The 23807-nt window shown below is 70.6% G+C and carries 24 protein-coding genes; 14 read left to right on the top strand and 10 right to left on the bottom strand.

Annotated features, from left to right (window positions below):
* The first annotated feature begins 146 nt into the window (after window positions 1-146).
* Both ACFWRT_RS00235 and ACFWRT_RS00230 read left to right on the top strand, forming a co-directional pair.
* The gene (locus ACFWRT_RS00235; RefSeq protein ID WP_380948752.1) at window positions 147-944 is read left to right on the top strand and encodes a GNAT family N-acetyltransferase; all 798 of its coding nucleotides are present in this window, start codon (window positions 147-149) and stop codon (window positions 942-944) included.
* 92 nt (window positions 945-1036) lie between these two features.
* A complete protein-coding gene (locus ACFWRT_RS00230; protein ID WP_380949006.1) occupies window positions 1037-1936 on the top strand; it encodes a lysophospholipid acyltransferase family protein in 900 nt (299 codons plus the stop codon).
* Here the strand turns inward: ACFWRT_RS00230 and egtD are convergent.
* From egtD to ACFWRT_RS00205, 5 genes are all read right to left on the bottom strand, one after another.
* Window positions 1879-2841, bottom strand: a complete 963-nt coding sequence (gene egtD, locus ACFWRT_RS00225; RefSeq protein WP_380948751.1) for an L-histidine N(alpha)-methyltransferase — start codon at window positions 2839-2841, stop codon at window positions 1879-1881. The two genes, ACFWRT_RS00230 and egtD, sit on opposite strands and share 58 nt — an antisense overlap.
* Window positions 2838-3593 carry an ergothioneine biosynthesis protein EgtC gene (egtC, locus tag ACFWRT_RS00220; RefSeq protein ID WP_380948750.1) on the bottom strand — a complete coding sequence of 252 codons (756 nt, stop codon included), beginning with the start codon at window positions 3591-3593 and terminating at the stop codon, window positions 2838-2840. The genes egtD and egtC overlap by 4 nt, the downstream gene beginning before the upstream one ends.
* Window positions 3593-4960, bottom strand: coding sequence for an ergothioneine biosynthesis protein EgtB (gene egtB / locus ACFWRT_RS00215; RefSeq protein WP_380948749.1), 1368 nt, complete (start codon window positions 4958-4960; stop codon window positions 3593-3595). Before egtB ends, egtC begins: the two co-directional genes overlap by 1 nt.
* A complete protein-coding gene (egtA, locus tag ACFWRT_RS00210; RefSeq protein WP_380948748.1) occupies window positions 4957-6303 on the bottom strand; it encodes an ergothioneine biosynthesis glutamate--cysteine ligase EgtA in 1347 nt (448 codons plus the stop codon). Before egtA ends, egtB begins: the two co-directional genes overlap by 4 nt.
* 217 nt (window positions 6304-6520) lie before the next feature.
* A complete protein-coding gene (locus tag ACFWRT_RS00205; protein ID WP_380948747.1) occupies window positions 6521-6988 on the bottom strand; it encodes a type II toxin-antitoxin system PemK/MazF family toxin in 468 nt (155 codons plus the stop codon).
* A gap of 119 nt (window positions 6989-7107) precedes the next feature.
* On the opposite strand from ACFWRT_RS00205, the gene ACFWRT_RS00200 reads away from it, so the two are divergent.
* Both ACFWRT_RS00200 and ACFWRT_RS00195 read left to right on the top strand, forming a co-directional pair.
* A complete protein-coding gene (locus tag ACFWRT_RS00200; RefSeq protein WP_380948746.1) occupies window positions 7108-8130 on the top strand; it encodes a LacI family DNA-binding transcriptional regulator in 1023 nt (340 codons plus the stop codon).
* 142 nt (window positions 8131-8272) lie between these two features.
* Window positions 8273-8539 carry a hypothetical protein gene (locus ACFWRT_RS00195; RefSeq protein WP_380948745.1) on the top strand — a complete coding sequence of 89 codons (267 nt, stop codon included), beginning with the start codon at window positions 8273-8275 and terminating at the stop codon, window positions 8537-8539.
* 82 nt (window positions 8540-8621) lie between these two features.
* Here the strand turns inward: ACFWRT_RS00195 and trxA are convergent, their stop codons facing one another.
* On the bottom strand, window positions 8622-9020 hold the full coding sequence (trxA, locus tag ACFWRT_RS00190; protein WP_073876374.1) for a thioredoxin: 399 nt from the start codon (window positions 9018-9020) through the stop codon (window positions 8622-8624).
* A 116-nt stretch (window positions 9021-9136) separates the two neighbouring features.
* Here trxA and ACFWRT_RS00185 point away from each other — a divergent pair, with 116 nt between their 5' ends.
* Window positions 9137-10576, top strand: coding sequence for a dihydrolipoyl dehydrogenase family protein (locus tag ACFWRT_RS00185; protein ID WP_380948744.1), 1440 nt, complete (start codon window positions 9137-9139; stop codon window positions 10574-10576).
* A 691-nt stretch (window positions 10577-11267) separates the two neighbouring features.
* Here the strand turns inward: ACFWRT_RS00185 and lysA are convergent.
* The gene (lysA, locus tag ACFWRT_RS00180; protein ID WP_380948743.1) at window positions 11268-12602 is read right to left on the bottom strand and encodes a diaminopimelate decarboxylase; all 1335 of its coding nucleotides are present in this window, start codon (window positions 12600-12602) and stop codon (window positions 11268-11270) included.
* A 38-nt stretch (window positions 12603-12640) separates the two neighbouring features.
* Entirely contained in the window at window positions 12641-12973 is a 333-nt protein-coding gene (locus ACFWRT_RS00175; protein ID WP_380948742.1) for an SAV_915 family protein, read from the bottom strand.
* A 199-nt stretch (window positions 12974-13172) separates the two neighbouring features.
* Between ACFWRT_RS00175 and ACFWRT_RS00170 the strand changes: the two genes are divergently transcribed.
* The gene (locus tag ACFWRT_RS00170; protein WP_380948741.1) at window positions 13173-13685 is read left to right on the top strand and encodes a universal stress protein; all 513 of its coding nucleotides are present in this window, start codon (window positions 13173-13175) and stop codon (window positions 13683-13685) included.
* Window positions 13682-14200, top strand: coding sequence for a hypothetical protein (locus tag ACFWRT_RS00165; RefSeq protein ID WP_380948740.1), 519 nt, complete (start codon window positions 13682-13684; stop codon window positions 14198-14200). Before ACFWRT_RS00170 ends, ACFWRT_RS00165 begins: the two co-directional genes overlap by 4 nt.
* Window positions 14201-14378: 178 nt before the next feature.
* Here the strand turns inward: ACFWRT_RS00165 and ACFWRT_RS00160 are convergent, their stop codons facing one another.
* Window positions 14379-14663 (bottom strand): hypothetical protein, encoded by a 285-nt coding sequence (locus ACFWRT_RS00160; RefSeq protein WP_380948739.1) that lies wholly within the window; start codon window positions 14661-14663, stop codon window positions 14379-14381.
* A 54-nt stretch (window positions 14664-14717) separates the two neighbouring features.
* Between ACFWRT_RS00160 and ACFWRT_RS00155 the strand changes: the two genes are divergently transcribed.
* The gene (locus tag ACFWRT_RS00155) at window positions 14718-15449 is read left to right on the top strand and encodes a MerR family transcriptional regulator (RefSeq protein ID WP_380948738.1); all 732 of its coding nucleotides are present in this window, start codon (window positions 14718-14720) and stop codon (window positions 15447-15449) included.
* A 413-nt stretch (window positions 15450-15862) separates the two neighbouring features.
* On the opposite strand, the gene ACFWRT_RS00150 is transcribed toward ACFWRT_RS00155, so the two are convergent.
* On the bottom strand, window positions 15863-17743 hold the full coding sequence (locus ACFWRT_RS00150) for an APC family permease (protein WP_380948737.1): 1881 nt from the start codon (window positions 17741-17743) through the stop codon (window positions 15863-15865).
* A gap of 467 nt (window positions 17744-18210) precedes the next feature.
* Here ACFWRT_RS00150 and ACFWRT_RS00145 point away from each other — a divergent pair, with 467 nt between their 5' ends.
* The 6 genes from ACFWRT_RS00145 (at window position 18211) to ACFWRT_RS00120 (ending at window position 23774) form a co-directional block, all read left to right on the top strand.
* The gene (locus ACFWRT_RS00145; RefSeq protein ID WP_380948736.1) at window positions 18211-18450 is read left to right on the top strand and encodes a hypothetical protein; all 240 of its coding nucleotides are present in this window, start codon (window positions 18211-18213) and stop codon (window positions 18448-18450) included.
* On the top strand, window positions 18447-18536 hold the full coding sequence (gene kdpF / locus ACFWRT_RS00140; protein WP_380948735.1) for a K(+)-transporting ATPase subunit F: 90 nt from the start codon (window positions 18447-18449) through the stop codon (window positions 18534-18536). The genes ACFWRT_RS00145 and kdpF overlap by 4 nt, the downstream gene beginning before the upstream one ends.
* An 8-nt stretch (window positions 18537-18544) precedes the next feature.
* Window positions 18545-20209 carry a potassium-transporting ATPase subunit KdpA gene (kdpA, locus tag ACFWRT_RS00135; protein ID WP_380948734.1) on the top strand — a complete coding sequence of 555 codons (1665 nt, stop codon included), beginning with the start codon at window positions 18545-18547 and terminating at the stop codon, window positions 20207-20209.
* A complete protein-coding gene (gene kdpB / locus ACFWRT_RS00130; protein WP_380948733.1) occupies window positions 20206-22314 on the top strand; it encodes a potassium-transporting ATPase subunit KdpB in 2109 nt (702 codons plus the stop codon). Before kdpA ends, kdpB begins: the two co-directional genes overlap by 4 nt.
* A gap of 6 nt (window positions 22315-22320) precedes the next feature.
* The gene (locus ACFWRT_RS00125; RefSeq protein ID WP_380948732.1) at window positions 22321-22992 is read left to right on the top strand and encodes a potassium-transporting ATPase subunit C; all 672 of its coding nucleotides are present in this window, start codon (window positions 22321-22323) and stop codon (window positions 22990-22992) included.
* A 98-nt stretch (window positions 22993-23090) separates the two neighbouring features.
* The gene (locus tag ACFWRT_RS00120) at window positions 23091-23774 is read left to right on the top strand and encodes a response regulator (RefSeq protein WP_380948731.1); all 684 of its coding nucleotides are present in this window, start codon (window positions 23091-23093) and stop codon (window positions 23772-23774) included.
* Window positions 23775-23807 lie beyond the last annotated feature (33 nt).

Genomic DNA, 23807 nt, shown 5'->3' with positions numbered 1-23807 from the left:
CCCTGGGGATTCAGCCGTCGCACATCCCCGCGCTCCACGGCGGTCACGTCGAATCCAGCCGGTGACGGAAGAAGTAAGGGGCCGGGCCTTCGCACCCCGCGAAGGCCCGGCAGGCACCCCTAGCCGATCCGTCCCCGGAGACTGCCATGACCGTGCTGCCCACCGCCCCGCCCGCCCTCGCTCTCACTGCCTCTCGTTCCCCGGAACCGGCCGCCTACCGCGTCTCCCTCGCCACCGGCCAGGAGGATGTCCGCGCCGCCCAGCGCCTGCGCCATCAGGTGTTCGCCGGAGAGCTGGGAGCCATGCTGGACGGGCCCGAACCGGGCATCGACAGCGACGCGTTCGACGCGTACTGCGACCACCTGCTGGTCCGCGAGACCGCCACGGGAGAGGTCGTCGCCACCTACCGCCTGCTGCCGCCGGACCGCGCCCGCATAGCCGGACGGCTCTACGCGGAGGGCGAGTTCGACCTCACCCGCCTCGGGCCCATCCGCGACGACCTCGTCGAGGTCGGCCGCTCCTGCGTCCACCCCGCCCACCGCGACGGCGCCGTCATCGCCCTCGTCTGGGCCGGGCTCGCCCGTTACATGGAGCGCTCGGGCCACACCTGGCTGGCGGGCTGCTGTTCCCTGCCGCTGGCCGACGGCGGCACGCTCGCCGCCCGTAGCTGGAACACCGTACGCACCGCGCACCTGGCACCCGAGGAGTTCTGGGTCTCCCCGCACCGCCTCTGGGACGCCTCCGCGCACCCGGAGGCCGGACCCGGCTCCCGGGCGGACCTGCCGCCCCTGCTCCGCGGCTATCTGCGGCTCGGCGCCTGGGTCTGCGGAGCCCCGGCGTACGACCCCGAGTTCAACGTGGCGGACCTGTACGTCCTGCTCTCGCTGCGCCGCACCGACCCGCGCTACCTGCGCCACTTCCTCTCGCTCGTCCCGCAGACGTGAGCGCCGCGCGTACGTCTGGCGTGAGCGCCGCTCGTCCCGCAGCCGTGAGAGCCTCGCGCGCGCCGGGCGTGAGCGCCGCCCGTCCCGCAGCCGTGAGCGCCTGGCTGCCCGTCGCCCCCTGCACCCCGCGAACCTGCGCCCGGCACACCGGCCCGGTCCGGGCCCCGCTCCCCGCCGTCCTGCGGCTGCTGGCCGGCTGCGCGTGGACGCTGCTGGGGGTGGCCTGTGCCCTGCCGGTCCGGCTGCTTCCACCAGCTCCGCGGGCGTGGCTGGTACGGCGCTGGGCCCGGGGTGTGCCGCGTGCCTTCGGCGTACGGGTGACGGTCCGGGTGCATCCGTACGCCCCGGGCACCGGCGGTGAGCTCGTCGTCGCCAACCACGTCTCCTGGCTGGACATCCCCCTCGTCGCCTCCGTACTGCCCGGCCGGATGCTCGCCAAGAGCGAGGTCGGACGCTGGCCGCTGCTCGGCCGGCTCGCCGGGCTCGGCTCCACGCTGTTCATCGACCGCGACCGGCTGCGCGCGCTGCCGGGCGCCGTGGACACGGTTGCCGGAGCCCTGCGTTCGGGCTCCCGCGTCGTGGCGTTCCCCGAGGGCAGCACCTGGTGCGGGCGGGGGAGCGGCGGGGTGTTCCGGCCGGCCCTGTTCCAGGCGGCGATCGACGCGGAGGTCTCCGTACGACCGGTCCGCATCACCTACCGCGCCCCGGGAGCCGTGGCGTTCGTGGGGGACGATCCGCTCGCCGTCTCGCTGTGGCGGGTGGTGCGGGCGGCGGGGCTCAGCGCCGAGGTCGACGTCCTCGCCCCGATCCCGGCACACGGTCACGCGGCAGCCTCCGCGAGTGGTGAGCCCGGCCGCCGGGCACTGGCCCGCACGGCGAGAGCCGCCGTCGCCGGTACGGACCGGGCGACGACGGCTCCTGGGACGGTCCTCGTTCAGACAGCGGTGGCCAGCGACAGGGCGAACCGCCCGGCCGCGTCCGTCCACCACTGAGCCAACTGGAGCCCGGCCGCCTCCAGTTCCTCGCGCACGTCCTCCTGGCGGAACTTCGCCGATACCTCCGTACGCAGCTCCTCACCGGCCTCGAACGGCACCACCAGGTCCAGCTCCCGGATCTTCACGGTCAGCGCCCGGCGGGCGCGCAGCCGCATCTCGATCCACCGCGTCTCCGGGTTCCACACCGCCACATGCTCGAAGTCCTCCAGCGGGAAGTCGGCGCCCAGCTCCCGGTTGACGACGTTCAGCACGTTCTTGTTGAACGCGGCCGTCACACCCGACGCGTCGTCGTACGCCGCGACCAGCGTCTCCTCGTCCTTGACCAGGTCCGTGCCGAGCAGCAGCGCGTCGCCGGGGGACAGCAGCGAGCGCACCGAGTGCAGGAAGCCGGCCCGCTCCTCGGGGAGCAGGTTGCCGATCGTGCCTCCGAGGAAGGCGACGAGCCGGGGCCCGGGCGTGCCGGGCAGCGCGAGTCCGCCGGTGAAGTCGGCGATCAGGGCGTGCACGGAGAGCCCGGGGTGCTCGGCGAGCAGCGACTCGGCGGCCCCGGTGAGCGCGCTCTCGCTCACGTCGACCGGTACGTAACTCTCCAGCCCGTCCAGGGCCTTCAGCAGATGACGGGTCTTCTCCGAGGAGCCCGAGCCCAGCTCGATCACGGTCCGGGCCCCCGAGGCGGCGGCGATCTCCCCTGCGCGCTCCTCCAGGATCTCCCGCTCGGCGCGGGTCGGGTAGTACTCGGGCAGCCGGGTGATGTCCTCGAACAGCTCGCTGCCGCGCGCGTCGTAGAACCACTTGGGCGGCAGCGTCTTGGGGTGCCGGGTCAGCCCGCTCAGTACGTCGGCGCGCAGCGCCGCGTCCGTGGCGTCCTCCGGCAGGGTGCGGGTCAGCAGGAATGGGCTCACGCGGCGGGCTCCTTGAGCGGTGTGGGGGTGACGTCTGCGGCGGTCGCGACCAGCAGGGTGTGGTCGGGGACCTCGCGCCAGCGGGGATCGTCGTCGTACGGCTCCGAGGCCACGGCGGTCGAGCGGCCGGGGGCGTGGAGGTACCAGAGGGTGTCGCCCCAGGCGGTGGCCACGATGGCGGTGCCGTCCGTGACCAGCAGGTTGAGCCGGGACCCGGGTGCCGCTTCGGCGACCTCCCGTACGGTCTCCGCGACCGCCGTCGGCAGGTCGTCCCCGGCGGCGACGCGGTGCAGGACCAGCGCCCAGACAAGCGCCGAGTCGTTGCGGGCGGCCAGCGAGAGCAGCTCCTCGGCGGGCAGCGCGGCGGCCGGGCCCGCGAGGGAGCCCGGCCAGCCCGGCACCGCGCCGTTGTGGCTGAAGAGCAGCCGCCCGGCGGCGTACGGAGCGGCCGCGGCCTCCCCGTCCGCACCCGCCTCGGTGGCGTCCCGTACGGCGGCGAGCAGCGCGGCCGACCGCACCACCCGGGCCAGATCGGTGAAGGTCCGGTCGTGCCAGATCGGGCCCTGGCGCCGGTAGCGGCCGGGTACCGGGTCGCCGTCCGCGTACCAGCCGACGCCGAAGCCGTCCGCGTTGACCGTCCCGTACCGCTGCCGGCGCGGCGCCCAGGACTGGCGTACCAGGGAGTGCGGCGGCTCGGACAGTACGGTCCCGAGAACCACCGGGTCGCCCACATAGGCGATATGACGGCACATCAGGCGTCCCTCGCGGTACGGAACCCGGAGAAGATCTGCCGCCGCACCGGCAGGTCCCAGTTGCGGAACGTGCCCCGGCAGGCGACCTGGTCCACGGCGAACGAGCCGCCGCGCAGCACCTTGTGGCCCGGGCCGAAGAACACGTCCGAGTACTCCCGGTAAGGGAACGCCACGAAGCCCGGATAGGGGAGGAAGTCGCTGGAGGTCCACTCCCATACATCGCCGATGAGCTGACCCGCGCCGGACGGCGCCCGGCCCGCCGGATACGCTCCGGCGCGTGCCGGACGCAGATGGCGCTGGCCCAGGTTGGCCCGCTCGGGGGTCGGGTCGGTGTCGCCCCAGGGGTAGCGCAGCGAACGCCCGGTGGCGGGATCGTGCCGGGCGGCCTTCTCCCACTCGGCCTCGGTGGGCAGCCGCCTCCCCGCCCAGCGCGCGTACGCATCCGCCTCGTACCAGCTGACGTGGAGCACCGGCTCGTCCTCCGGCACCGGCTCGGTCACCCCGAACCGGCGGCGCAGCCACTGCCCGGCGTCCCGGTGCCAGAACAGCGGGGCGGCCAGGTCGTGTTCGCGGACCAGGTCCCAGCCCTCGGGCGCCCACCAGCGGGGGTCGGTGTACCCGCCGTCCTCGATGAACCGGCGGTACGCGCCACAGGTCACGGGGGCGGTGTCCAGGTGGAAAGCGGCCACCTCCCGCCGGTGCGCGGGCCGTTCGTTGTCCAGGGCCCACGGTTCGGCGGAGGTGCCCATGGTGAACGGGCCGCCGGGGACGAGGACTTCGGCGGGCAACGCGCCGGCGTCGGTGGGTACGGGCGGTGTGGGCGCGGTCAGTGCGACCGGCCCCGTGCGCAACTGATGGGTGATCAGCATCGTCTCGTCGTGCTGCTGTTCGTGCTGGGCGATCATTCCGAAGGCGAACCCGGCCCGCTCCAGCGGGCGGCCCCCTTCGTGCAGCGGGGCGCCCTCCAGGATGTCCAGGGCCCTGCCCCGTACATCGGAGGCGTAGGTCCGCGCCTCGGCGGGCGCCAGCAGCGGCAGGGAGGGGCGGGCCGCGCGGGGGTGCTCGAAGGCGTCGTACAGCCCGTCGATCTCGGGTCGCAGCGCCTCCCGGCCGCCCAGGGCGCGGAGCAGCCACTGCTCCTCCTGGTTGCCGATGTGAGCCAGGTCCCAGACGAGCGGGGACATCAAGGGGGAGTGCTGGGCGGTGAGTTCACCGTCGTCGACGCTTTCGGTGAGGGTGGCGGTGCGCGCCCGGGCGGTCAGCAGCGCGTCGAGGGCCCGCTGCCGGAGCACCTCGGGGTCGTGGCCGCCGGGGCCCGGCGGGAAGCCGTCAGCGGCGGTGGCGGAGAGGTCACGGTCGTCGGTCATGCTGAGGCCACCCTTCCGGTGTGCGGGCCGTCCGGGGAGCCGACGGAGCCCGTCGGCCGGCTCAGTTCGGTGAGAGCTCCCGGTTCGAGCAGATCGTCGGCCGGACATCGGCCCCGGGCCACGTACCGGTCGTTGAAGGCCGCCACCGTGTCCCGTACCGCCTGGTCGGCGCCCATCCGGTCGAGCGCGGTGAGCGCCGTGTCGAAGCAGACGGTGGCCGCCGCCCGCAGCTCCGGATCGGCCAGACCCTCGCGGGCGGCCGTCGTCCACAGTGGGTTGCGCGGGGAGGGTGCGGATCCCGCCCACTCGGCCAGGGGCTTCACGGTGCGGTACACGGTCTCGGCGGCCTCCGGGTCGTCGTACAGGGCGGTGGCGACGGCGAGCGGCACCAGCCACCCGTCCGCGCCGCTCTGCGCGTCGATCATGCGCAGTTCGAGGTGCCCGCGCGGCCGGACCGGCGGGAACAGGGTGGTGAGGTGGTAGTCGAGATCGGCCCGGACCGGCGGCCGGGGCGCGCCGGTACGGATCCATTCACGGAAGGTGAGGCCCTCGGGCACGTCCCAGGGGCCCTCCTCACGGCGGACGCACATCACGGTCGTGTCGAGCACATGTGCCGCCCACGCCTCACGCGGCGGAAGCCCGCCGACCGGCGCCAGCGTCCGTACCGGGTCGAGATCGGCCCACAGGGCCTGCCGGGTGGACTTCCAGCCGGTCGGGCGGCCCTGCCGGAACGGCGAATTGGCGAACGCGGCCACCAGGACGGCACCGAGCAGATGGGTGAGCTGCCAGCGCCGGCCGTAGCCGAGCGGCCCCGGCTCCTCCTCGCCCGCGTCCAGGCAGACCTGCACGGAGGCGGAGGTGCACATCATCGCCCGCCCGGACGGGCCCGCCCGGTCGAGCGCCGCCTCCATCGCGTCGTACCGCGGCTCGCGCAGCCTGCGGTGCGGCGTCTGCCACGGGTCCACGCCGAGGCCGACCGGGGTGAGCCCGTCGCGGTCCAGCGAGGCGCGGACGGCGGCCAGGTCCGCCGCGGTCGTCCCGACGCACTCCATCAGGGAGCCGGCCGGCTGGGAGCTGAGCTCCAACTGCCCGCCCGGTTCGAACGTCAGTGCGGCGCTCAGGGGCAGCTCGCGGAGGGCCGCGACGGCGCTGTCCAGCCGCTCCTGGGCCACGGGGACGGCGGGATTCTCCTGGTCATGGATGAGCCATTCGAGTTCCACCCCCACGATGCGAGGGGGACCCGTCTTGAAACAGATGCCGCGCAGTAAATCCTGGGCCGCACCCTCGTCGAGGGTGGCGTCATCCGGGTGTGCGCCGGGGCCGCCGGGTGTGTCCGAGGACATGAGGCGCCTCCTTCTCAGTTGCGTACCTACCACCCAAACCCGTACCCCCAGATCGCACAAGAGTGCCCCTGAGCCACCGGAAAGCGGTCGTCGCCGCACCGCTACGGAACCAGCATGCGCCGTACGCCCCGCCCCGGCGAGCGGCGGTCACCGCCCGCCGTACCGCTTCCGCAGCCGTCCGGTCGGCTCCAGGGGTGCCGCTCCCGCAGCCGTCCGGTCAGCTCCAGCCGTACCGCTCCCGCAGCCGCCCGACGACGGAATCGAACCGGTCCCGGTCCAGGGCACTGGCCTCGCGCCGCATCCCGTCCTCGTGGACCCGCAGCACCCGGTCCAGATCCACCCAGGACTGCCGGCCGGAGCTGTCCCAGGGACCCGCCCCCAGCGCCACCCACTCGTGGTCCATGTCGTGCTGCCTGCTGGAGAGCTGGACGGCCAGCAGCGTGCCCGCCGCCTCCCGGGCGACGACGAGAACCGGTCGGTCCTTGCCCCGGCCGTCCATCTCCTCGAACGGCACCCAGGTCCAGACGATCTCGCCCGGATCGGGGTCGCCGTCGCGGTCGGGGGCGTACGAGGTGCGGACCGGGCCCACCTCGCGCGGATCGGCCTGGACGGTGGCGGTCGGACCGGTGCTGCCGGGCGGTACGGGCGGGCTGTCGGTGCGCTGTGCGCTGTGGTGGAACGTCATCGCAACACCGTAGGACCCGCACGGCCCCGTCCCGGGAGCGGGTCCGCCGAACGGGGGCCGCGGCGAGGCGCCCCCGGGGCGCGGCCCGGCCGGGCGGATCTGGAAGACTGCCGCACGCCATGAGCCAGTTACCCAAGCAGCCCGCCGAAGTCTCCGTACCGACCAGCGCCGATGTCGCGCGCCTCGCAGGAGTCTCCCGGGCCACCGTGTCGTACGTACTGAACAACAACGCCACCGTCCGGATCAGCGAACCCACCCGGCACCGCGTCAGGGAGGCCGCCACCCAACTCGGTTACGTCCCGCACGCGGCCGCCCGCAGCCTGCGCGCCGGACACAGCCGCCTGGTCCTGCTGCCCTCAGGCCATATACCGGCGGGCCCGCTCCACCAGCACTTCTTCCAGGAACTCCAGGCCGGACTGCGCCGTCTGGACTACACCGTCGTCCAGTACGGCAGCGCCGGCCTCGCCGACGACGAGGCGGTCCGGGCCTGGGCGGAACTGCGGCCCGTCGCCGTCGTCGTACCGCCGGGCATCACCCTCACTCCGCACGGCACGGAGATCCTCACCCGCTCCGGCGCCAAGGCGGTGATCACGCTGGGGCCGGAGCCGGTCGCGGGCGCGCACGGCCTGGTCATGGACCAGCGCCAGGTCGGGGCCAGCGCGGTCGGACACCTGCTGGCGCGGGGCCGCCGCCGCATCGGGGTGGTGATGCCTAGGGAGGCGGGCCTCACCCCGTTCTCCGAACCCCGCCTGGCCGGGGCCCGGCAGACGGCGGAACCGGCCGGGGCACAGGTACGCCCCCTCCCGCTCCACTACGAGGAGGAGTCCGCGGCGGAGCTGGCGCGCCGCTGGCCGGAGCTGGGTCTTGACGCGGTGTTCGCGTACAACGACGAGTACGCCATGCTGCTGATGCGGGCGCTCCAGGACGCGGGCGTCGTGATACCCGGGGACACGGCGGTCGTCGGCGCGGACGACCTCCTGCTCGGCAGACTGCTGCGGCCCCGCCTCTCCACGGTCCGCATGGAGCTCGCCATGCCGGACCCGCTGGCCGAGACGATCGACCGTCTCGTCCACCACCCGGGCACCGCACCCGTCCACCACGACCTGCTGCGCACGAGCGCGGTACACCGGGAGTCGAGCTGAGCACACACCGGGAGTCCGGCCAGCCGCACCCGCGAGTCCGGCGGCCGCACACCCGCGAGTCCGGCGGCCGCCCCGGCGCGACGACATGCGCGGAGTACGGGGGATGTCTAGCGTCGGGGCCATGAGTCATCCGCAGAATCCCATGAGTCATCCACAGAATTACGAGCTCCTCCTGATCCCCGACCACAGCAGGACGCGGACCGGAGCCCCCGGGCGGCCGATCCGTTCGGCGATCGTGACCGCCACCGGCGAGACGGGGGCCTCGGGCTACCCCCGGTACACGGGCCAGGGCATGGAGGCGGACATCGACCCGGAGACCCGCACGGTGGAGGCGGTGCTGATCGACGGCGAGGAACTGGACCCGGGCCTGTCGGTACAGGTCGCCGAGGGAGACCGCCGAGCGTCCTGACCGGACCGCACGCGGGCATGACTGAAGGGCCCCGACCGGGTGATCAGGGCCCTCCAGGCCGCGCCGTGCGCCGGTACGGCGGCTACTGGGGCTCCGGCTGTCCCTGCCCGGCCTCCGCCGCCCGCTTCTGCTCCTCGACGGACTTGCGGACCTCGTCCATGTCCAGATTCCGGGCCTGTCCGATGACGTCCTCCAGGGCCGCCTCGGGCAGCGCACCGGGCTGCGAGAAGACCGCGACGTTGTCCCGCACGATCATCAGCGTCGGGATGGACCGGATCTCGAAGGCCGCCGCCAGCTCCTGCTGCGCCTCCGTGTCGACCTTCGCGAAGACGAGGTCGGGGTGGCGCTCGGACGCCGAGTCGTAGACCGGCGCGAACTGTCGGCAGGGGCCGCACCAGGAAGCCCAGAAGTCGATCAGCACGAAGCCGTTGTCGCTGACGACCTGATCGAAGTTTTCCTTGGTCAGCTCTACGGTGCTCATACTCCAGATACCTCTTCCTGTGCCCGTTCGGACGTGTCCGGCACAACGGTGACTGCACGTGCGCTATTCCGCCTGCCCATGTGGCCCGGGCGCACACTCCCGAGGACACTGTTTCCATGACTGATGCAGTGGATGTTCTTGCGTACGACGTGGTGGTCATCGGCGCAGGTCCGGTGGGGGAGAACGTGGCCGACCGGGCCCGCGCGGCCGGGCTGAGCACGGCCGTGGTGGAGTCGGAGCTGATCGGCGGTGAGTGCTCGTACTGGGCCTGCATGCCGAGCAAGGCCCTGCTGCGCCCCGTGGTCGCCCGAGCGGACGCCCGCCGGGTCCCGGGCCTGAGTACCGCCGTTCAGGGTCCCCTCGACGTCCAGGCCGTCCTCGCCCACCGCGACGACAAGGCGAGCGACTGGAAGGATGACGGGCAGGTCGACTGGCTGGAGAGCGTCGGAGCGGACATCCACCGCGGTACGGGACGTCTCACCGGCCCCCGCGAGGTCACGGTCACGGCGCCCGACGGCACGGAACACCGGCTCACCGCCCGCCACGCCGTCGCCGTGTGCACCGGCACCAGGGCCGTCGTCCCCGACCTCCCCGGCATCGCCGAGGCCCGGCCCTGGACCAGCCGCGAGGCCACCAGCGCCAAGGAGGTCCCGGGCCGGCTCGTGGTGGTCGGCGGGGGAGTGGTCGGCGTGGAGATGGCGACCGTCTGGCAGGCGCTGGGCGCCGAGGTGACGCTGCTGATCCGCGGCGAGGGCCTGCTCCCGAAGATGGAGCCCTTCGCGGGCGAGCTGGTGGCCGAGGCGCTGGAGGAGGCCGGAGCCACCATCCGTACCGGCGTCTCCGTCACCGCCGTCGAGCGCCCCGCGCCGGACGGTCCGGTCACGGTCGTCCTGGACGACGGCGGCCGGATCGAGGCCGACGAGATCCTCTTCGCCACCGGCCGGGCACCGCGCACGGACGACCTGGGCCTGGAGACGGTCGGCCTGAAGCCCGGCTCCTGGCTCACGGTGGACGACACTTGCCGCGTCGAGGGCACCGACTGGCTGTACGGGGTCGGGGACGTCAACCACCGCGCCCTCCTCACCCACCAGGGCAAGTACCAGGCCCGCATCGCGGGCGCCGCGATCGCCGCCCGCGCCCGGCAGGACGCGCCCCTGGACACCTCACCCTGGGGCCCCCACGCGGCCACCGCCGACCACGCGGCCGTCCCCCAGGTCGTCTTCACCGACCCCGAGGCGGCCTCCGTCGGCCTCACCCTCGCCGAGGCGGAACGCGCGGGCAGGCGCGTCCGCGCGGTCGACTACGACCTCGCCTCGGTCGCCGGCTCCGGCCTGTACGCCGACGGCTACCGGGGCCGCGCCCGGATGATCGTGGACCTGGACCGCGAGATCCTGCTCGGCGTGACGTTCGTCGGCCCCGGCATCGGCGAACTCCTGCACTCCGCCACGGTGGCGGTCGCGGGCGAGGTCCCCATCGACCGGCTGTGGCACGCGGTTCCGGCGTACCCGACGATCAGCGAGGTGTGGCTGCGGCTGCTGGAGACTTTCAGGGGGTAGGGACCGCCGTTGAGTACACATACCGGGAAACGCCTCGATGGGCTGGGGAACTCGGAGGCTGTCGCAGGTTCCGGCCTCGCTGTTGTTGTGCCTTGTCGGGTGGGTCAGATCTTGTCAGGGTGCCGTTCCAGCGAGGGCGGTGGGCCTGGATGCCGAGTCACTGACGTTCGGCCGATGCCTTGCGGGACGGTGCGGTCCTGGGTCCTGACGCACGACGACTCCGCGGCCGCTCGTGGCAGAGAGCCGGCAGCGCTCATCAGCCCTCGGACGCCCCACAGTGAGAGGTCCGCCGCGCCGGGCCCGCAGTCGTGGCAATCCGTCCGCAGGGCGCGATTGTGTCGCCCCGCCGGGTGGGGCGCCCGTCCCCGGGGCCGTGCGCGGAAGATGAGGTGGGCACGGGCAGCCCTGGTCTGGATGGGGCCGATGACTCGCGGAGTGTCCTCCCGGCGCCGCTCGATCCTGCTCAGGTCGATCCGGCTCAGGTCGATCCGGCCTTGGGCGGTGTCTTGGAAGCGTTGCGGTCGACGGTGCGGAACATGCGTACTGTCTCCCGGGCCATGGCGTCAACTGATGGCCACGGTGCGGCGGGGGCAGTTCCGGCCGGAATCACTTCGCGTGCGTCACGTCGGCCCGCCCATGCTGAGCACCACGACGCAGCGGCCGGACAGCCGGACGATCCGCCGGACGCGGCCTAGTCGCCGACGTCACGGCCTCGCAGGTCCTGCAGTGTCTCGCGCCGCACCAGCAGGCGTGCTGTGCCCTCGCGCACCGCGACGATCGGGGGTCGGCCGACGAGGTTGTAACCCGAAGCCATGGACAGCTGATAGGCGCCTGCCACAGGTACGGCGAGCAGATCGCCGGGGCGTACGTCGCCGGGCAGTGGCACATCGGCTGCGAGGATGTCGCCGGCTTCGCAGTGCCGGCCCACGACCGTGGCCACCACGGGCTCGGCGGCCGGGCGAGCGCTGATCAGGTGTGGTGCGTAGCGGGCTCCGTACAGGGCCGGCCGGGGGTTGTCGCTCATGCCGCCGTCGACGGCCACGAACACCGTCTCTCCGGTGTGCTTGACGGCGAGCACGCGGTACAGCGCCACGCCGGCCGGACCCGCGATCGCCCGTCCCGGTTCGATGACGAGTCCGGGCACGGGCAGCCCCGCCGCCGAGCAGCTCGCGGTGAGTTCGGCGCGCAGTCGGCGGGCCAGGGAGGTCAGGTCCAGCGCGGGGTCTCCGGGCCGGTAGGCGATGCCGTGGCCGCCGCCCATGTCGAGTTCGGCGAACGTGGTGCCGTGGCTGTTCCTGATCCGGGCCATCAGCCCCACCATCCGCCGCACGGCCACCAGGTACGGCTTGACGTCCGATATCTGGGAGCCGATGTGGCAGTGCAGGCCGGTCAGTTCGAGCTGCGACTGGCCGAGCACGCGGGCGATGGCGTGCTGGGCGGACCCGTCGGTGAGGGACAGGCCGAACTTCTGGTTGTCCGTGCCGGTCCGGATCTTCTCGTGACCGCCGGCGGAGACGCCCGGAACCACCCGGACCATGACCTTCTGCCGCCCCCTGGGCCCGACCAGCGCGGCGATCCGCGCTATCTCCGAAGGGCTGTCGACGATGATCCGCCCGACCCCGATCCGCAGCGCGGTCTCAAGGTCGCGCGGGGACTTCGCGTTGCCGTGCAGAACCATGCGCTCGGGCGGGAACCCGGCGGCGTGGGCGAGTTCGAGTTCGCCGGCCGAGCAGACGTCGAGCCCCAGCCCCTCTTCCTCGATCCACCGGACCATGGCCCGGGAGAGGAACGCCTTGGCCGCGTACAGCACGTCGGCGTCGGGGAACGCCGCACGGTAGGTCCGGCAGCGCGTCCGCACCTCGTCCTCGTCCAGGACGTACGCGGGAGTGTCGAACCTGACGGCGATGTCGGTGAGTTGGACCCCGCCCACGGCCAGTTGCCCGTGCGGAAGGCGGGTGGTGGAGGCGGGCCAGACCGAGAGGTCGCTCAGGCCGGCGGCGAGCTCGGTGAGAGGGGGAGCGGACATCGGGACATCTCCTCGGAGGCCGGGGGGCAGCGGGCGGGTCACAGCGTGGCGACGGTCGTGTCGGCAGGCACCGGCTCCGCGGTGACGGCCGGCGCGGAGAGGACCGGGTCGAGCACGAGCCGGCTGATGCCAAGAGGTGATGCGAGGGAACGCAGGGCGGACTCGGCGAGCTTGATGGAGGGCTGACCGGTGCCGAGTGTCCGGGCCAGCAGGTCGCGGTCGGTGAAGGCGACCGCGGTGCGCTCGCCCAGCGGGGTGCGGAAGGTGCGCAGCACGAAGCCTGTCGCCACCCGGTGGACGGGCACGTGGAGGAGCCCGGCCGGGTCCTGTTCGTCGGGGTCGGGGTCGTCGTCGTACAGGAAGAGGCACATGGGTTTCCTCCGGGGGAGCCGCGGCCGGCGCTCTCGCCGACGCATGACGTCGAAGCTATGCCCGCCTTCTCGGCGAAAGCCCTCTCACCTGACGCAACCTTGATGGCCGGCGCCCAGTTCATACGGATTGCTGACGCTCGGAGCCCTCGGGCCACTCTTCAATGGAGGTCCGGAACAGGACGAGTCAGGAGGGCACCCGATGCGCCAGAGGATCGTGGTGGGCGTGAGTGGATCGCTGGGGAGCCTGACGGCTCTGCACCAGGCCGCGTCGGAGGCGAGGGAGCGCGGTGCGGAGCTGTACGCCGTACTGGCCTGGCAACTGCCCGGAGGAGGGCTCGGTAGTCGTACCACCCTCGGCGTCGATACGTTCAGGGAATGCCGTGCGGCGGCGCGGGATAAGTTGTGCACAGCCCTCGACCTGGCGTTCGCCGCCGGAAGACCGGGAGTCACCCTGTCCGGATTCACGGTGCGCGGCGAGCCGGGAGCGGTGCTCGTCGACGCGGTCCGGTCGGCCGACGATCTCCTGGTCGTCGGCACCGGACTACGAGGCCGGTGGCTCTCCGGGCTACGGGCACCGGTGGCACGGTACTGCCTGACACACGCACCGTGCCCCGTACTCGCCGTCCCTCCGAACCCGCTCGAAGCCGAACTCGCCGAGGTACGCCGTACGGGGTGGCACCTGCCGTTCATGGAGCGGGAGCCGGAACGGTGAGCGCTACACGGTTGCTTGCCCACGCCGAGAACCGGGAGTGGGCCGGCAGCGCCCGCTCGGCACTGGGCGTCGCGGCACTTCTTCCCCTGCTGCTGATCGGTGTCGACGCCGCGGGCGGGCAGTCAAGTCCGCGCCGAGCGCTGCTCTGGATCGCCCTCGGACTGCTCCTGCTTTCCGTCCTCTGGCCGACTCGGGTACGCGCCGCGCCCGGCCTGCTCACGACACACGGGTTGCTGCGCGAACGGCATGTCCGCACCGACCTCCTGGCATCGGTCGACCTGCTCGCCGGTATCTCCCCCCGTTTGTTGCTGGTGGACATCGAAGGCAACCGACTGGAGATCGACCCCCGTGTCTTCGTCTCCGATCCGCCCCTGTGGTATCTGGTGAACCAAGGCATCCGCACCAGTGTCAGCCGCGGAACGATCCCGGGAGGCCGGCAGTCTCTCCAACGGTTGTCCCACTTCGCCGATGGCGAAAACGTCCGTCTGATCTTCAAGTCCTCAGGACTCCTGTGACAGTTGTCCACCCCTGCACCCGACGTGCTCGGCGGCTGTGACGGCTTGTCGATCGAGATCGGGATGGACCTGGTGTCGGGTGGAGAAATTGTTCCGGGTTCCTGCGCCGAGTCCTGTGGGGGGACGATCCATCACAGGTACCGATCTCCTCATGCTTGGTCGCCTCGCGCTCGCCGGCTCAGGGGTTCTTCTCGTCGACCGGGGCGTTCAGCAGTCGCTCCATCTCGTCGGCGGTGTCGAACCCGGCGTCGGAGATCCGTTGCAGCTCGCGCAGGTCGCCACTGGCTGCCGCACGTCGAGTGAGCAGGAATCCGGCTCGTGCGGACCCCTCGTCGAGCAGCTCGCTCAGTTCCCGTGTGTCGCCGGTTTCGTCGGCGAGGTCGGCCAGCCTGTCCAGAGCGGCTTCGTTGCCCGCGTCCGCCAGCTCGCGCAGCGTCTCCCGATCGATACGTGTGTCTGCCATGGCGCCATGGTGCGACCCTGCCCTTGGGGAAAGGTCAAGTGGGACGATGGCTGGATGATCACCATCGGGCAACTGGCCAGGTACGTCAGGGTGTCGACCAAGACCATTCGGGTCTATCACGACAAGGGTCTGCTCCCCGAGCCGGACCGTGATGCTTCTGGCTACCGGCGGTACGGTGCGGACGACGCCATCCACCTGGTCAAGATCCGGACGCTCGCCGAGGCCGGCGTCCCTCTGGCACGGATCAGAGAACTGCGGTCGGCGACCGATGAGGAGTTCCAGCAGGCGCTGCATGAGATCGACGACGCGCTCTCTGTCCGCATCGCCGGCCTGCGGGCGACGCAGGGTCGCCTGCGTCAGCTCGCCGCCGGGCATCAGGCACCGCTGCCCGACGCCGTCGGTGACTATCTGGAGGACCTTGCCCGCTGGGGGTTCACCCCTCGGTGGGTGGATCTGCAACGCGACCTGTGGATCCTCGTGTTCGCCACACATCCGGAGCGGGCGACCGTGCTGTTCCGGGACCAGGCCGGCATCCTGTCCTCTCCCGCGCTGCGGCAGCTCTTCCTCGCCTACGACCAGGCGCACGACCTCGACGCCGACGACTCCCGTATCGAGGGCCTCGCCCACCGGATCGTCGATGCGACGCGAGAGCGCTACGGCCCCGGCACACTGCCCACGCTGGATGCAGCCTCAGAGATCCCCGCCCTCATCCAGGGAACGGTCAACGCAGCGTCCCCGGCGTGGCAGAGCCTGGACAGGCTGATTCGCGCACAACTGGGTGGGTGACACCGTGTTGCGGACAAGGTCTTGTCATCCCGGGAGCACGCAGCCTCAGCCCTGATCCGCCGGAGACCCCCTGACTCGGGTCGCGGTTGAACTGCGCTGTCCGACTCGGTCTTTGGCAAAGGTTCCCCGATGTCCGGAGAGGTACGGTCAATTGCGGCGCGAGACATGAGGAGGCCTTCTCGGGAGATCAGCGCGGCGCTTGCCGTGGTGATGGGCCGGTGAGCGCAAGAACGAGGGTGCCGCCGGTGGCCTCTGGGCACCGCCCCCCACGGGTTGTGCTTCCGCGATACGGGGCCACCGGCGGCCGAAAGAAACCTAGCGCCTGCACGCCGGAGTTCAGTGCGCCGGTGAAAGAAGTTGACGCTTTTCTTACGGCGGACGATTTATTGGGTCAGAGTGTCGCCAAGAACGCGTCAGGAGGAGGTGCTGCTGATTCGGAAGCGAAGTCGGCAGATAACAGCGTCGGTATCCCGACGCACGGCCCGTGCTACGACGGAGCCGCGCTGATTCTGCAGCAATCGTTGCCAGATGCGGGCCGGTTCGATTTCCGGGATGAGTACGGTGATCTGGACGTTCGGGTGTATCTCGGAGAGCTTCCTCACGTACAGCGAGAGCGGGCGGCCCAGGGCTCGGCGCTCCGAGTGGATTTCGATGAGTTCGACACCGGGCTTCCAGAGTTGCCAGTCGCGCCGCAGGGCGTCTGCTGCCTGCTGGTCCTCACGGCCCGAGTGGGTGACGGTGACGGCGAGGACGCCATCGCCCAGGGAGCGGGCGGCGGTCAGCGCCTGGGTGGTGAGCTTCGACAGGCCGGCGACGGGGACCACGACCAACGACGGCGAGCGGTACGGAGGCTGGGGGACCCGGCCGAGTTCGAGGCGGGCGCCGATCTGACCGTACGCGCGGTGGATCCTGCCGAAGGTGAGTACCAGCAGGGGGAGGGCCAGGACGATCAGCCATGCTCCCTCGGTGAACTTGGTGGCGGTGACCACGACGGCGGAGATGCCGGTGAGAAGTGCCCCGAGGCCGTTGAGGGAAGCCTTGACCCGCCAGCCGCCCGGCCGCAACTCGTTCCAGTGACGCACCATGCCGACCTGACAGATGGTGAAGCCCACGAAGACGCCGATGGCGAAGAGGGGAACGAGCGTGTTCGTGTCGCCGCCGGAGAACACCAGCAGAATGCCGGAGACGGCGGCCAGCCACACCACACCGTGCCGGTGCACCTGGCGGTCTCCCTTCAGGGCGAAGAAATGCGGCAGATAGTGGTCACGGGCCAGCAGACTCATGAGCACGGGCAGCCCGCCGAACGAGGTGTTGGCGGCCAGTGCCAGCAGGACCATGGTGGCGAACTGGACGACGTAGAAAGCGGCGTTGTGCCCCAAGGAGGCGTCCGCGAGCTGAGCCAGGACCGTGACGCCCTCGACCGGCTGGAGATGGAATCGGCCGATCAGCACGGAGAGCCCGATCAGCATCACCCCGAGCAGAGCGCCGAGCGCGACTTCGGTGTGCTGGGCCCGGCGTGCGGCCGGGGCCCGGAAGGACGGCACCGCGTTGGCCACTGCCTCGACGCCTGTGAGGGCGGAGCAGCCGGCCGCGAACGCTTTGAGCAGCAGCAAGGCGCCTACGGCGGTGGCACCCTCGCCGAGCGCGGAGGCATGGCCTGCGGCCGACGCGGTACTGACGGGCCCGTCCCGGAACAGGCCGACCGTGATCATCACGAGGATCGATCCTACGAAGACGGCGGTGGGCACCAGGAACGCCTTTGCGGAGTTCACCACCCCGCGCAGATTCACCGTGGTGACCAGGGCAAGCACGCCCAGGCAGATGCCTGTTCGCTGCCCGTACAGCTCCGGGAACGCCGATGTGAGGGCGGCCACGCCGGCGGTGACGGAAACCGCTACGTTCAGGACGTAGTCGAGGATCAGCGAAGCGGCCGCAACCAGGCTGGTCCGACGGCCCAGATGCCGCTTGGCGACCGCGTAGGAGCCACCGCCGTCCGGGAAGGCGGCGATCACCTGCCGGTAGGAGGCGACGAGCACGGCCAGCAGGACCGCGATCGCGAGGGTGACGGGAAGGGTGAAGCCCATGCCGTAGGCGCCGGCCGCGGCCAGGACGAGCACGATCGACTCCGGTCCATAGGCGACCGACGCCATCGCGTCCAGTGACAGGGCGGCCAGCCCTTGGAGCGCCGTGAGCTTGTGACGTTCTCCTGACGCCGCGGGGTTGGTATCAGGCGGCTCCTCGTGGCGCGGGGCGGGCCGGTCTGCAGTGATCGGTTCTCCTGGGTGCAGGGACATGGGAAGAGATCCTCGGAGTCGGTGGGTGGGTGAGGACAGCGTGGAGCTCCTCAGGGACCGTCGCCGACGAATTTGGTGTGATCCATACACCCGCGTCGACACTTTTCACGCCCTCGATACGAGGTGGTGCGGTGCGGCGTACGAGGTGTGTCAGGGGGCGTACGCCGACGTGCGTCCGGTCCCGTGGCCGGGAAGCATGGCGCCAAGGGCTCATCCGGCCCGCCCCGGTCGAGAGAGGCAATACCGATGGCCATGGAGAACGCTGCCGCCGTGATCGTCGCCCGGCGCCTGCTCTGGCATCGCGCAGCGGCTCTGATCAGGCCGGACAGGTTCTGAGCCGGAGCCCCGCAGAGCCACGGCCCCGCAGAGCCACGGCCTTGCGACGCTCGATGCCGCTGTGTACTCGACCCGTACGCAAGAACCAGAAGCGAGCGCCATCACTCTGAGTGAGATGATCGGTGCCTTGCGTGACGTTTCGTGGTCGCCTGCGTCAGGCTGGCGTCAAGGAATTCACGCTCCTCGTATGGACCTCGTCAAGGTGGCTTATCGCCTGGGTGAAGTCGAGGTTTGCTCGTATCGGCCAAACGGCCGATTCTCTTCCTCACGTCAATCAGGAGTTCGCGATGGCCGATCTGGCCTTCGTCGTCACCACGGTCGCGGTATTCGCGCTGGTGGCTCTCATCGCCCGGGGGGTGACCAAGCTGTGACCGTCGAGAACGTCGTCGGCCTCATCGTGGCCGTTTCCCTCCTGGGGTATCTCGTTCTGGCTCTCCTTTATCCGGAGAGGTTCTGAGTGCTGATATGAGTCCTCAGATCGCTGGTCTGCTCCAGCTCTTCGCTCTGATCTCCGCCCTCGCCCTGGCCTACCGTCCGTTGGGCGATTACATGGCCAGGGTCTATTCCTCCGAGAAGCACTACAAACCGGAGAAGTGGATATACAGGGTCATCGGCGCCAATCCGGCCGCCGAAATGCGCTGGCCCGCCTATCTGCGCGGAGTACTCGCGTTCTCGGCGGTGAGCGTCCTCTTCCTGTACCTGCTGCAACGGGTGCAGGGCTCGCTGCCCGGCTCGCTCGGCTTCTCCTCGATCGACCCGGACCAGGCGTTCAACACCGCCGCTTCCTTCGTCGCCAACACCAACTGGCAGTCCTACTACGGCGAACAGGCCATGGGCCACGTCGTCCAGACCGGCGGCCTGGCGGTGCAGAACTTCCTGTCCGCCGCCGTCGGCATGGCCGTCGCCGTGGCCCTCGTACGCGGCTTCTCCCGGTCCCGTACCGGTGAACTCGGCAACTTCTGGGCCGACCTGGTGCGCGGCACCGTACGCATCCTGATCCCCATCGCGGTGATCGGCGCGATCGTCCTGGTCGCCTGCGGCGCGATCCAGAACTTCTCCGGCATCCACCAGGTCGGCCAGTTCATGGGCGGCACGCAGGAGTGGAACGGCGGGGCGGTCGCCTCCCAGGAGGCCATCAAGGAGCTGGGCACCAACGGCGGCGGCTACTTCAACGCCAACTCCGCCCACCCCTTCGAGAACCCCAACCCGCTCTCCAACCTCTTCGAGATCTTCCTCATCCTGCTGATCCCGTTCGCGCTGACCCGGACCTTCGGCCGGATGGTCGGTTCGCTGAAGCAGGGGTACGCGATCCTCGGCGCGATGGCCGTCATCTGGATCGGTTTCACGGCCCTGATGATGTGGACCGAATTCGCCCATCGCGGGCCCGCGTTCGAGATCGCGGGCGGGGCCATGGAGGGCAAGGAGACCCGCTTCGGCATCGCCGGCTCGTCGATCTTCGCGGTCGCCACGACGCTGACCTCGACCGGCGCGGTGAACTCCTTCCACTCCTCGTACACCGGGTTCGGCGGCGGCATCGCGATGCTGGGCATGCAGCTCGGCGAGATCGCCCCCGGCGGCGTCGGCTCCGGCCTCTACGGCATGCTGATCATGGCGATCATCGCGGTGTTCATCGCCGGCCTGATGGTGGGACGCACCCCGGAGTACCTCGGCAAGAAGATCGGCACCCGGCAGATCAAGTTCGCCGCCTGCTACATCCTCATCACCCCGGCGCTCGTGCTCGGGTTCACCGCCGTGGCCATGGCCCTGCCGACGCCTCCCGATTCGATGACGAACACGGGCGCGCACGGCTTCTCCGAGATCCTGTACGCCTACACCTCCGGTGCCAACAACAACGGCTCCGCCTTCGCCGGGCTCAACGCCGACACCCAGTGGTTCAACACCACGATCGGCATCGCGATGCTGCTCGGCCGGTTCCTGCCGATGGTGTTCGTCCTGGCCCTGGCCGGTTCGCTCGCCGAGCAGAAGCCGGTGCCCGAGACCGCGGGCACGCTGCGCACCGACAAGCCGCTCTACGCGGGGCTGCTCGTCGGCACGATCCTCATCATCACCGGACTCACCTACTTCCCCGCCCTCGCGCTGGGCCCGCTTGCCGAAGGGCTCGCCTCATGAGCACCGTCACTCCCACCCGCGCTCCCCACGGGGACATCCCGCCGGCCGGCGGCCACGGGAACGCCAACCGTGTCGGCAGCGGGCTGTTCGACCCGAAGCAGTTGTTGAAGTCGTTCCCGGACGCGCTGCGCAAGCTCGACCCCCGCGTGATGGTCAAGTCGCCGGTGATGTTCGTCGTCCTGGTCGGTTCGGTGGTCACCACCGTGCTCGCGATCACGGACCCGACCGACTGGTTCGGCTGGGCGATCACCGCCTGGCTCTGGCTGACCACGATCTTCGCCAACCTCGCGGAAGCCGTGGCGGAAGGCCGGGGCAAGGCCCAGGCCGACACCCTCCGTCAGGCCAAGACCGGCACCATCGCCCGCCGCGTCGCCGGCCCGAACGAGGAACGGGTCGCCGGCACGGACCTGCGCATCGGGGACCTGGTGGTCTGCGAGGCCGGAGACGTCATCCCCGGCGACGGGGACGTGGTCGAAGGCGTCGCCTCTGTCGACGAGTCCGCGATCACCGGTGAGTCCGCTCCGGTCATCAGGGAGTCCGGCGGCGACCGCAGCGCGGTGACCGGTGGTACGAAGGTGCTGTCCGACCGCGTCGTCATCAGGATCACCACCAAGCCGGGCGAGACCTTCATCGACCGGATGATCAACCTGGTCGAGGGCGCCGCCCGGCAGAAGACGCCCAACGAGATCGCCCTGAACATCCTGCTGGCGTCCCTCACCATCGTCTTCCTGCTCGCCGTGGTCACCCTGAAGCCCTTCGCGATCTACGCGGGCGCCAACGACCAGACCTCACTCATCGTGCTCGCGGCGCTGCTCGTCTGCCTGATCCCCACCACCATCGGGGCCCTGCTGTCCGCGATCGGGATCGCCGGTATGGACCGCCTCGTCCAGCGCAACGTCCTGGCCATGTCCGGGCGCGCGGTCGAAGCCGCCGGCGACGTCTCCACACTGCTCCTCGACAAGACCGGCACCATCACCCTGGGCAACCGGCAGGCAGCCGAATTCCTGGCGGTCAAGGGCGTGACACAGACGGATCTCGCCGATGCCGCTCAGCTCTCCTCGCTCGCCGACGAGACCCCCGAAGGCCGGTCGATCGTCGTGCTGGCCAAGGAGAAGTACGGCCTGCGGGAGCGGGACCAGGGCGAGCTGGCGGACGCCGAGTGGGTCGCGTTCACCGCGCAGACCCGGATGTCAGGCGTCGACCTGCCCGCACGCAAGGTCCGCAAGGGCGCGACCGGATCCGTCGAGGCGTGGGTGAAGGAGCGGGGCGGGAGTGCCTCCGAGGACGCGCAGGCACTCAGCGAGCGGATTGCCCAGGCTGGTGGCACGCCGCTGCTGGTGGCTGTGGAAGACGCTCGCGGCGCGCGGGTTCTGGGGCTGATCCATCTCAAGGACGTGGTGAAGGAGGGCATGCGGGAGCGGTTCGAGGAGCTGCGCCGGATGGGCATCCGTACGGTCATGATCACGGGCGACAACCCGCTGACCGCGAAGGCGATCGCCGAGGAGGCCGGGGTCGACGACTTCCTGGCCGAGGCCACGCCCGAGGACAAGATGGCCCTCATCAAGCGGGAACAGGCCGGCGGCAAGCTCGTCGCGATGACCGGCGACGGCACGAACGACGCCCCCGCCCTCGCCCAGGCCGACGTCGGCGTCGCGATGAACACGGGCACCTCGGCCGCCAAGGAGGCCGGGAACATGGTCGACCTCGACTCCAACCCCACCAAACTCATCGAGATCGTCGAGATCGGCAAGCAACTCCTCATCACCCGAGGCGCGTTGACGACCTTCTCCATCGCCAACGATGTCGCGAAGTACTTCGCGATCATCCCGGCCATGTTCGCCGTGGCGTACCCATCGCTGGACAAGCTCAACATCATGGGCCTGGCCTCGCCCGAGTCCGCGATCCTCTCGGCGGTCATCTTCAACGCCCTGATCATCGTCGCCTTGGTGCCGCTCGCCCTCAAGGGCGTCAGCTACCGGCCCGCCAGTGCCGACAAGATGCTGCGCCGCAACCTCGCCGTCTACGGACTCGGCGGCATCGTCGCCCCGTTCATCGGCATCAAACTCATCGACCTGCTCCTCTCCCTCATCCCCGGAATCGGCTGATCCGCCATGACCAACAACACCGTCAGCAGCACCGCGCGCGTACTCGGGGCCGGGCTCCGCGCCCTGCTCGTCCTGACTCTGGTCTGCGGAGTGATCTACCCGCTGGCCATCACCGGAGTCGCCCAGGCCCTGTTCCACGACAAGGCCAATGGCTCCGAGATCAAGGACACGGGTGGGCAGGTCGTGGGCTCCTCCCTCATCGGCCAGCGCTACGACCTCCCGCTCAAGGACGGCCAGGAGTCACCCGCCCCGGACCTGAAGTGGTTCCAGCCGCGCCCCTCAAACGGCCTCGGCAGCAACAGCGTCAACACCCAGTACTCCCTGATCCTCTCCGGCGCCACCAACCGCGCCGGAGACAACGAGGAGCTCATCCAGTGGGTGAAGGACGCCAAGGCAGCCGTGGTCAAGGACAACTCCACCCCCACCTACAAGGTGAAGCCCGCAGACGTACCGGCCGACGCCGTCACGTCCTCCGGTTCCGGCCTCGACCCGGACATCTCACCGGCGTACGCGAAGCTCCAGGTCCACCGGGTCGCCGAGAAGAACGGCCTCGACCTCAAGAAGGTCGAGGACCTCGTCAAGGACCACACCACCGGCCGGCTTCTCGGCTTCATGGGCGAGCCCCGCGTGAACGTCCTCGAACTGAACACCGCGCTCAGGAACCTGACCCAGGACTGATGGATCCCAGCCTGGGGACCGGAAGCCGGTGGGATACGGAAGCGCCGTGTCCCACCGGCTCCTCAGCCGCCCGCGACCAAGGAGAGAGTGCACAGCCCATGCCCCGGGTGCTCGTGGTGGAAGATGATTCACAGCTGGTCCGCGCCCTCACGATCAATCTTCAGGCGCGTAGTTACGACGTCGAGGAAGCCTCCGACGGTGGTACGGCGCTACGGCTCGCCGCTACCCACAAGCCCGACGCCATCCTGCTCGACCTCGGGCTGCCGGACATGGACGGCGTCGAGGTCATCAAGGCGATCCGGGTGTGGAGCCGGATGCCGATCCTGGTGCTGTCGGCCCGTCACCTGTCCGAGGACAAAGTCCGCGCCCTGGACGCGGGCGCGGACGATTACGTCACCAAACCGTTCAGCATGGACGAATTGCTGGCCCGGCTGCGCGCTGCTACCCGGCGACGCCAGGAGACCACTGAGGAGGAAGGGCGGACCGCCGTCATCACGGACGAGTTCACCATCGACCTGGTGGCGAAGAAGGTGCAGCGCGGAGACGACACCGTCCGGCTGACACCGACCGAGTGGCACCTGCTCGAAATGCTGGTCAGCAGCCCCGGCCGCCTGGTGTCACAGCGCTCGCTCCTGCGGGAGGTGTGGGGCCCCACATACACGGAGAACACCAACTACCTCCGGGTCTACATGGCCCAGCTACGGCGCAAGCTCGAACCCGACCCCGCCCACCCGCGGTACCTGATCACCGAGGCGGGCATGGGCTACCGCTTCGAACCCTGATGCCCCATCCACCACGGAAGAACGAGAAGACAT

Source organism: Streptomyces cyaneofuscatus, from assembly GCF_042718795.1.
Lineage (GTDB): Bacteria > Actinomycetota > Actinomycetes > Streptomycetales > Streptomycetaceae > Streptomyces > Streptomyces cyaneofuscatus_A.
This window is presented reverse-complemented; position numbering and strand designations above follow the sequence as displayed.

Bases quoted from the DNA above. Each gene is read 5' to 3' on its own strand.
- ACFWRT_RS00235 (WP_380948752.1), top strand. From the start codon at position 147: ATGACCGTGCTGCCCACCGCCCCGCCCGCCCTCGCTCTCACTGCCTCT.
- egtC (WP_380948750.1), bottom strand. From the start codon at position 3,593: ATGTGCCGTCATATCGCCTATGTGGGCGACCCGGTGGTTCTCGGGACC.
- egtB (WP_380948749.1), bottom strand. From the start codon at position 4,960: ATGACCGACGACCGTGACCTCTCCGCCACCGCCGCTGACGGCTTCCCG.
- egtA (WP_380948748.1), bottom strand. From the start codon at position 6,303: ATGTCCTCGGACACACCCGGCGGCCCCGGCGCACACCCGGATGACGCC.
- ACFWRT_RS00205 (WP_380948747.1), bottom strand. From the start codon at position 6,988: ATGACGTTCCACCACAGCGCACAGCGCACCGACAGCCCGCCCGTACCG.
- ACFWRT_RS00200 (WP_380948746.1), top strand. From the start codon at position 7,108: ATGAGCCAGTTACCCAAGCAGCCCGCCGAAGTCTCCGTACCGACCAGC.
- ACFWRT_RS00195 (WP_380948745.1), top strand. From the start codon at position 8,273: ATGAGTCATCCACAGAATTACGAGCTCCTCCTGATCCCCGACCACAGC.
- trxA (WP_073876374.1), bottom strand. From the start codon at position 9,020: ATGAGCACCGTAGAGCTGACCAAGGAAAACTTCGATCAGGTCGTCAGC.
- ACFWRT_RS00185 (WP_380948744.1), top strand. From the start codon at position 9,137: ATGACTGATGCAGTGGATGTTCTTGCGTACGACGTGGTGGTCATCGGC.
- lysA (WP_380948743.1), bottom strand. From the start codon at position 12,602: ATGTCCGCTCCCCCTCTCACCGAGCTCGCCGCCGGCCTGAGCGACCTC.
- ACFWRT_RS00175 (WP_380948742.1), bottom strand. From the start codon at position 12,973: ATGTGCCTCTTCCTGTACGACGACGACCCCGACCCCGACGAACAGGAC.
- ACFWRT_RS00170 (WP_380948741.1), top strand. From the start codon at position 13,173: ATGCGCCAGAGGATCGTGGTGGGCGTGAGTGGATCGCTGGGGAGCCTG.
- ACFWRT_RS00160 (WP_380948739.1), bottom strand. From the start codon at position 14,663: ATGGCAGACACACGTATCGATCGGGAGACGCTGCGCGAGCTGGCGGAC.
- ACFWRT_RS00155 (WP_380948738.1), top strand. From the start codon at position 14,718: ATGATCACCATCGGGCAACTGGCCAGGTACGTCAGGGTGTCGACCAAG.
- ACFWRT_RS00150 (WP_380948737.1), bottom strand. From the start codon at position 17,743: ATGTCCCTGCACCCAGGAGAACCGATCACTGCAGACCGGCCCGCCCCG.
- kdpA (WP_380948734.1), top strand. From the start codon at position 18,545: ATGAGTCCTCAGATCGCTGGTCTGCTCCAGCTCTTCGCTCTGATCTCC.
- kdpB (WP_380948733.1), top strand. From the start codon at position 20,206: ATGAGCACCGTCACTCCCACCCGCGCTCCCCACGGGGACATCCCGCCG.
- ACFWRT_RS00125 (WP_380948732.1), top strand. From the start codon at position 22,321: ATGACCAACAACACCGTCAGCAGCACCGCGCGCGTACTCGGGGCCGGG.
- ACFWRT_RS00120 (WP_380948731.1), top strand. From the start codon at position 23,091: ATGCCCCGGGTGCTCGTGGTGGAAGATGATTCACAGCTGGTCCGCGCC.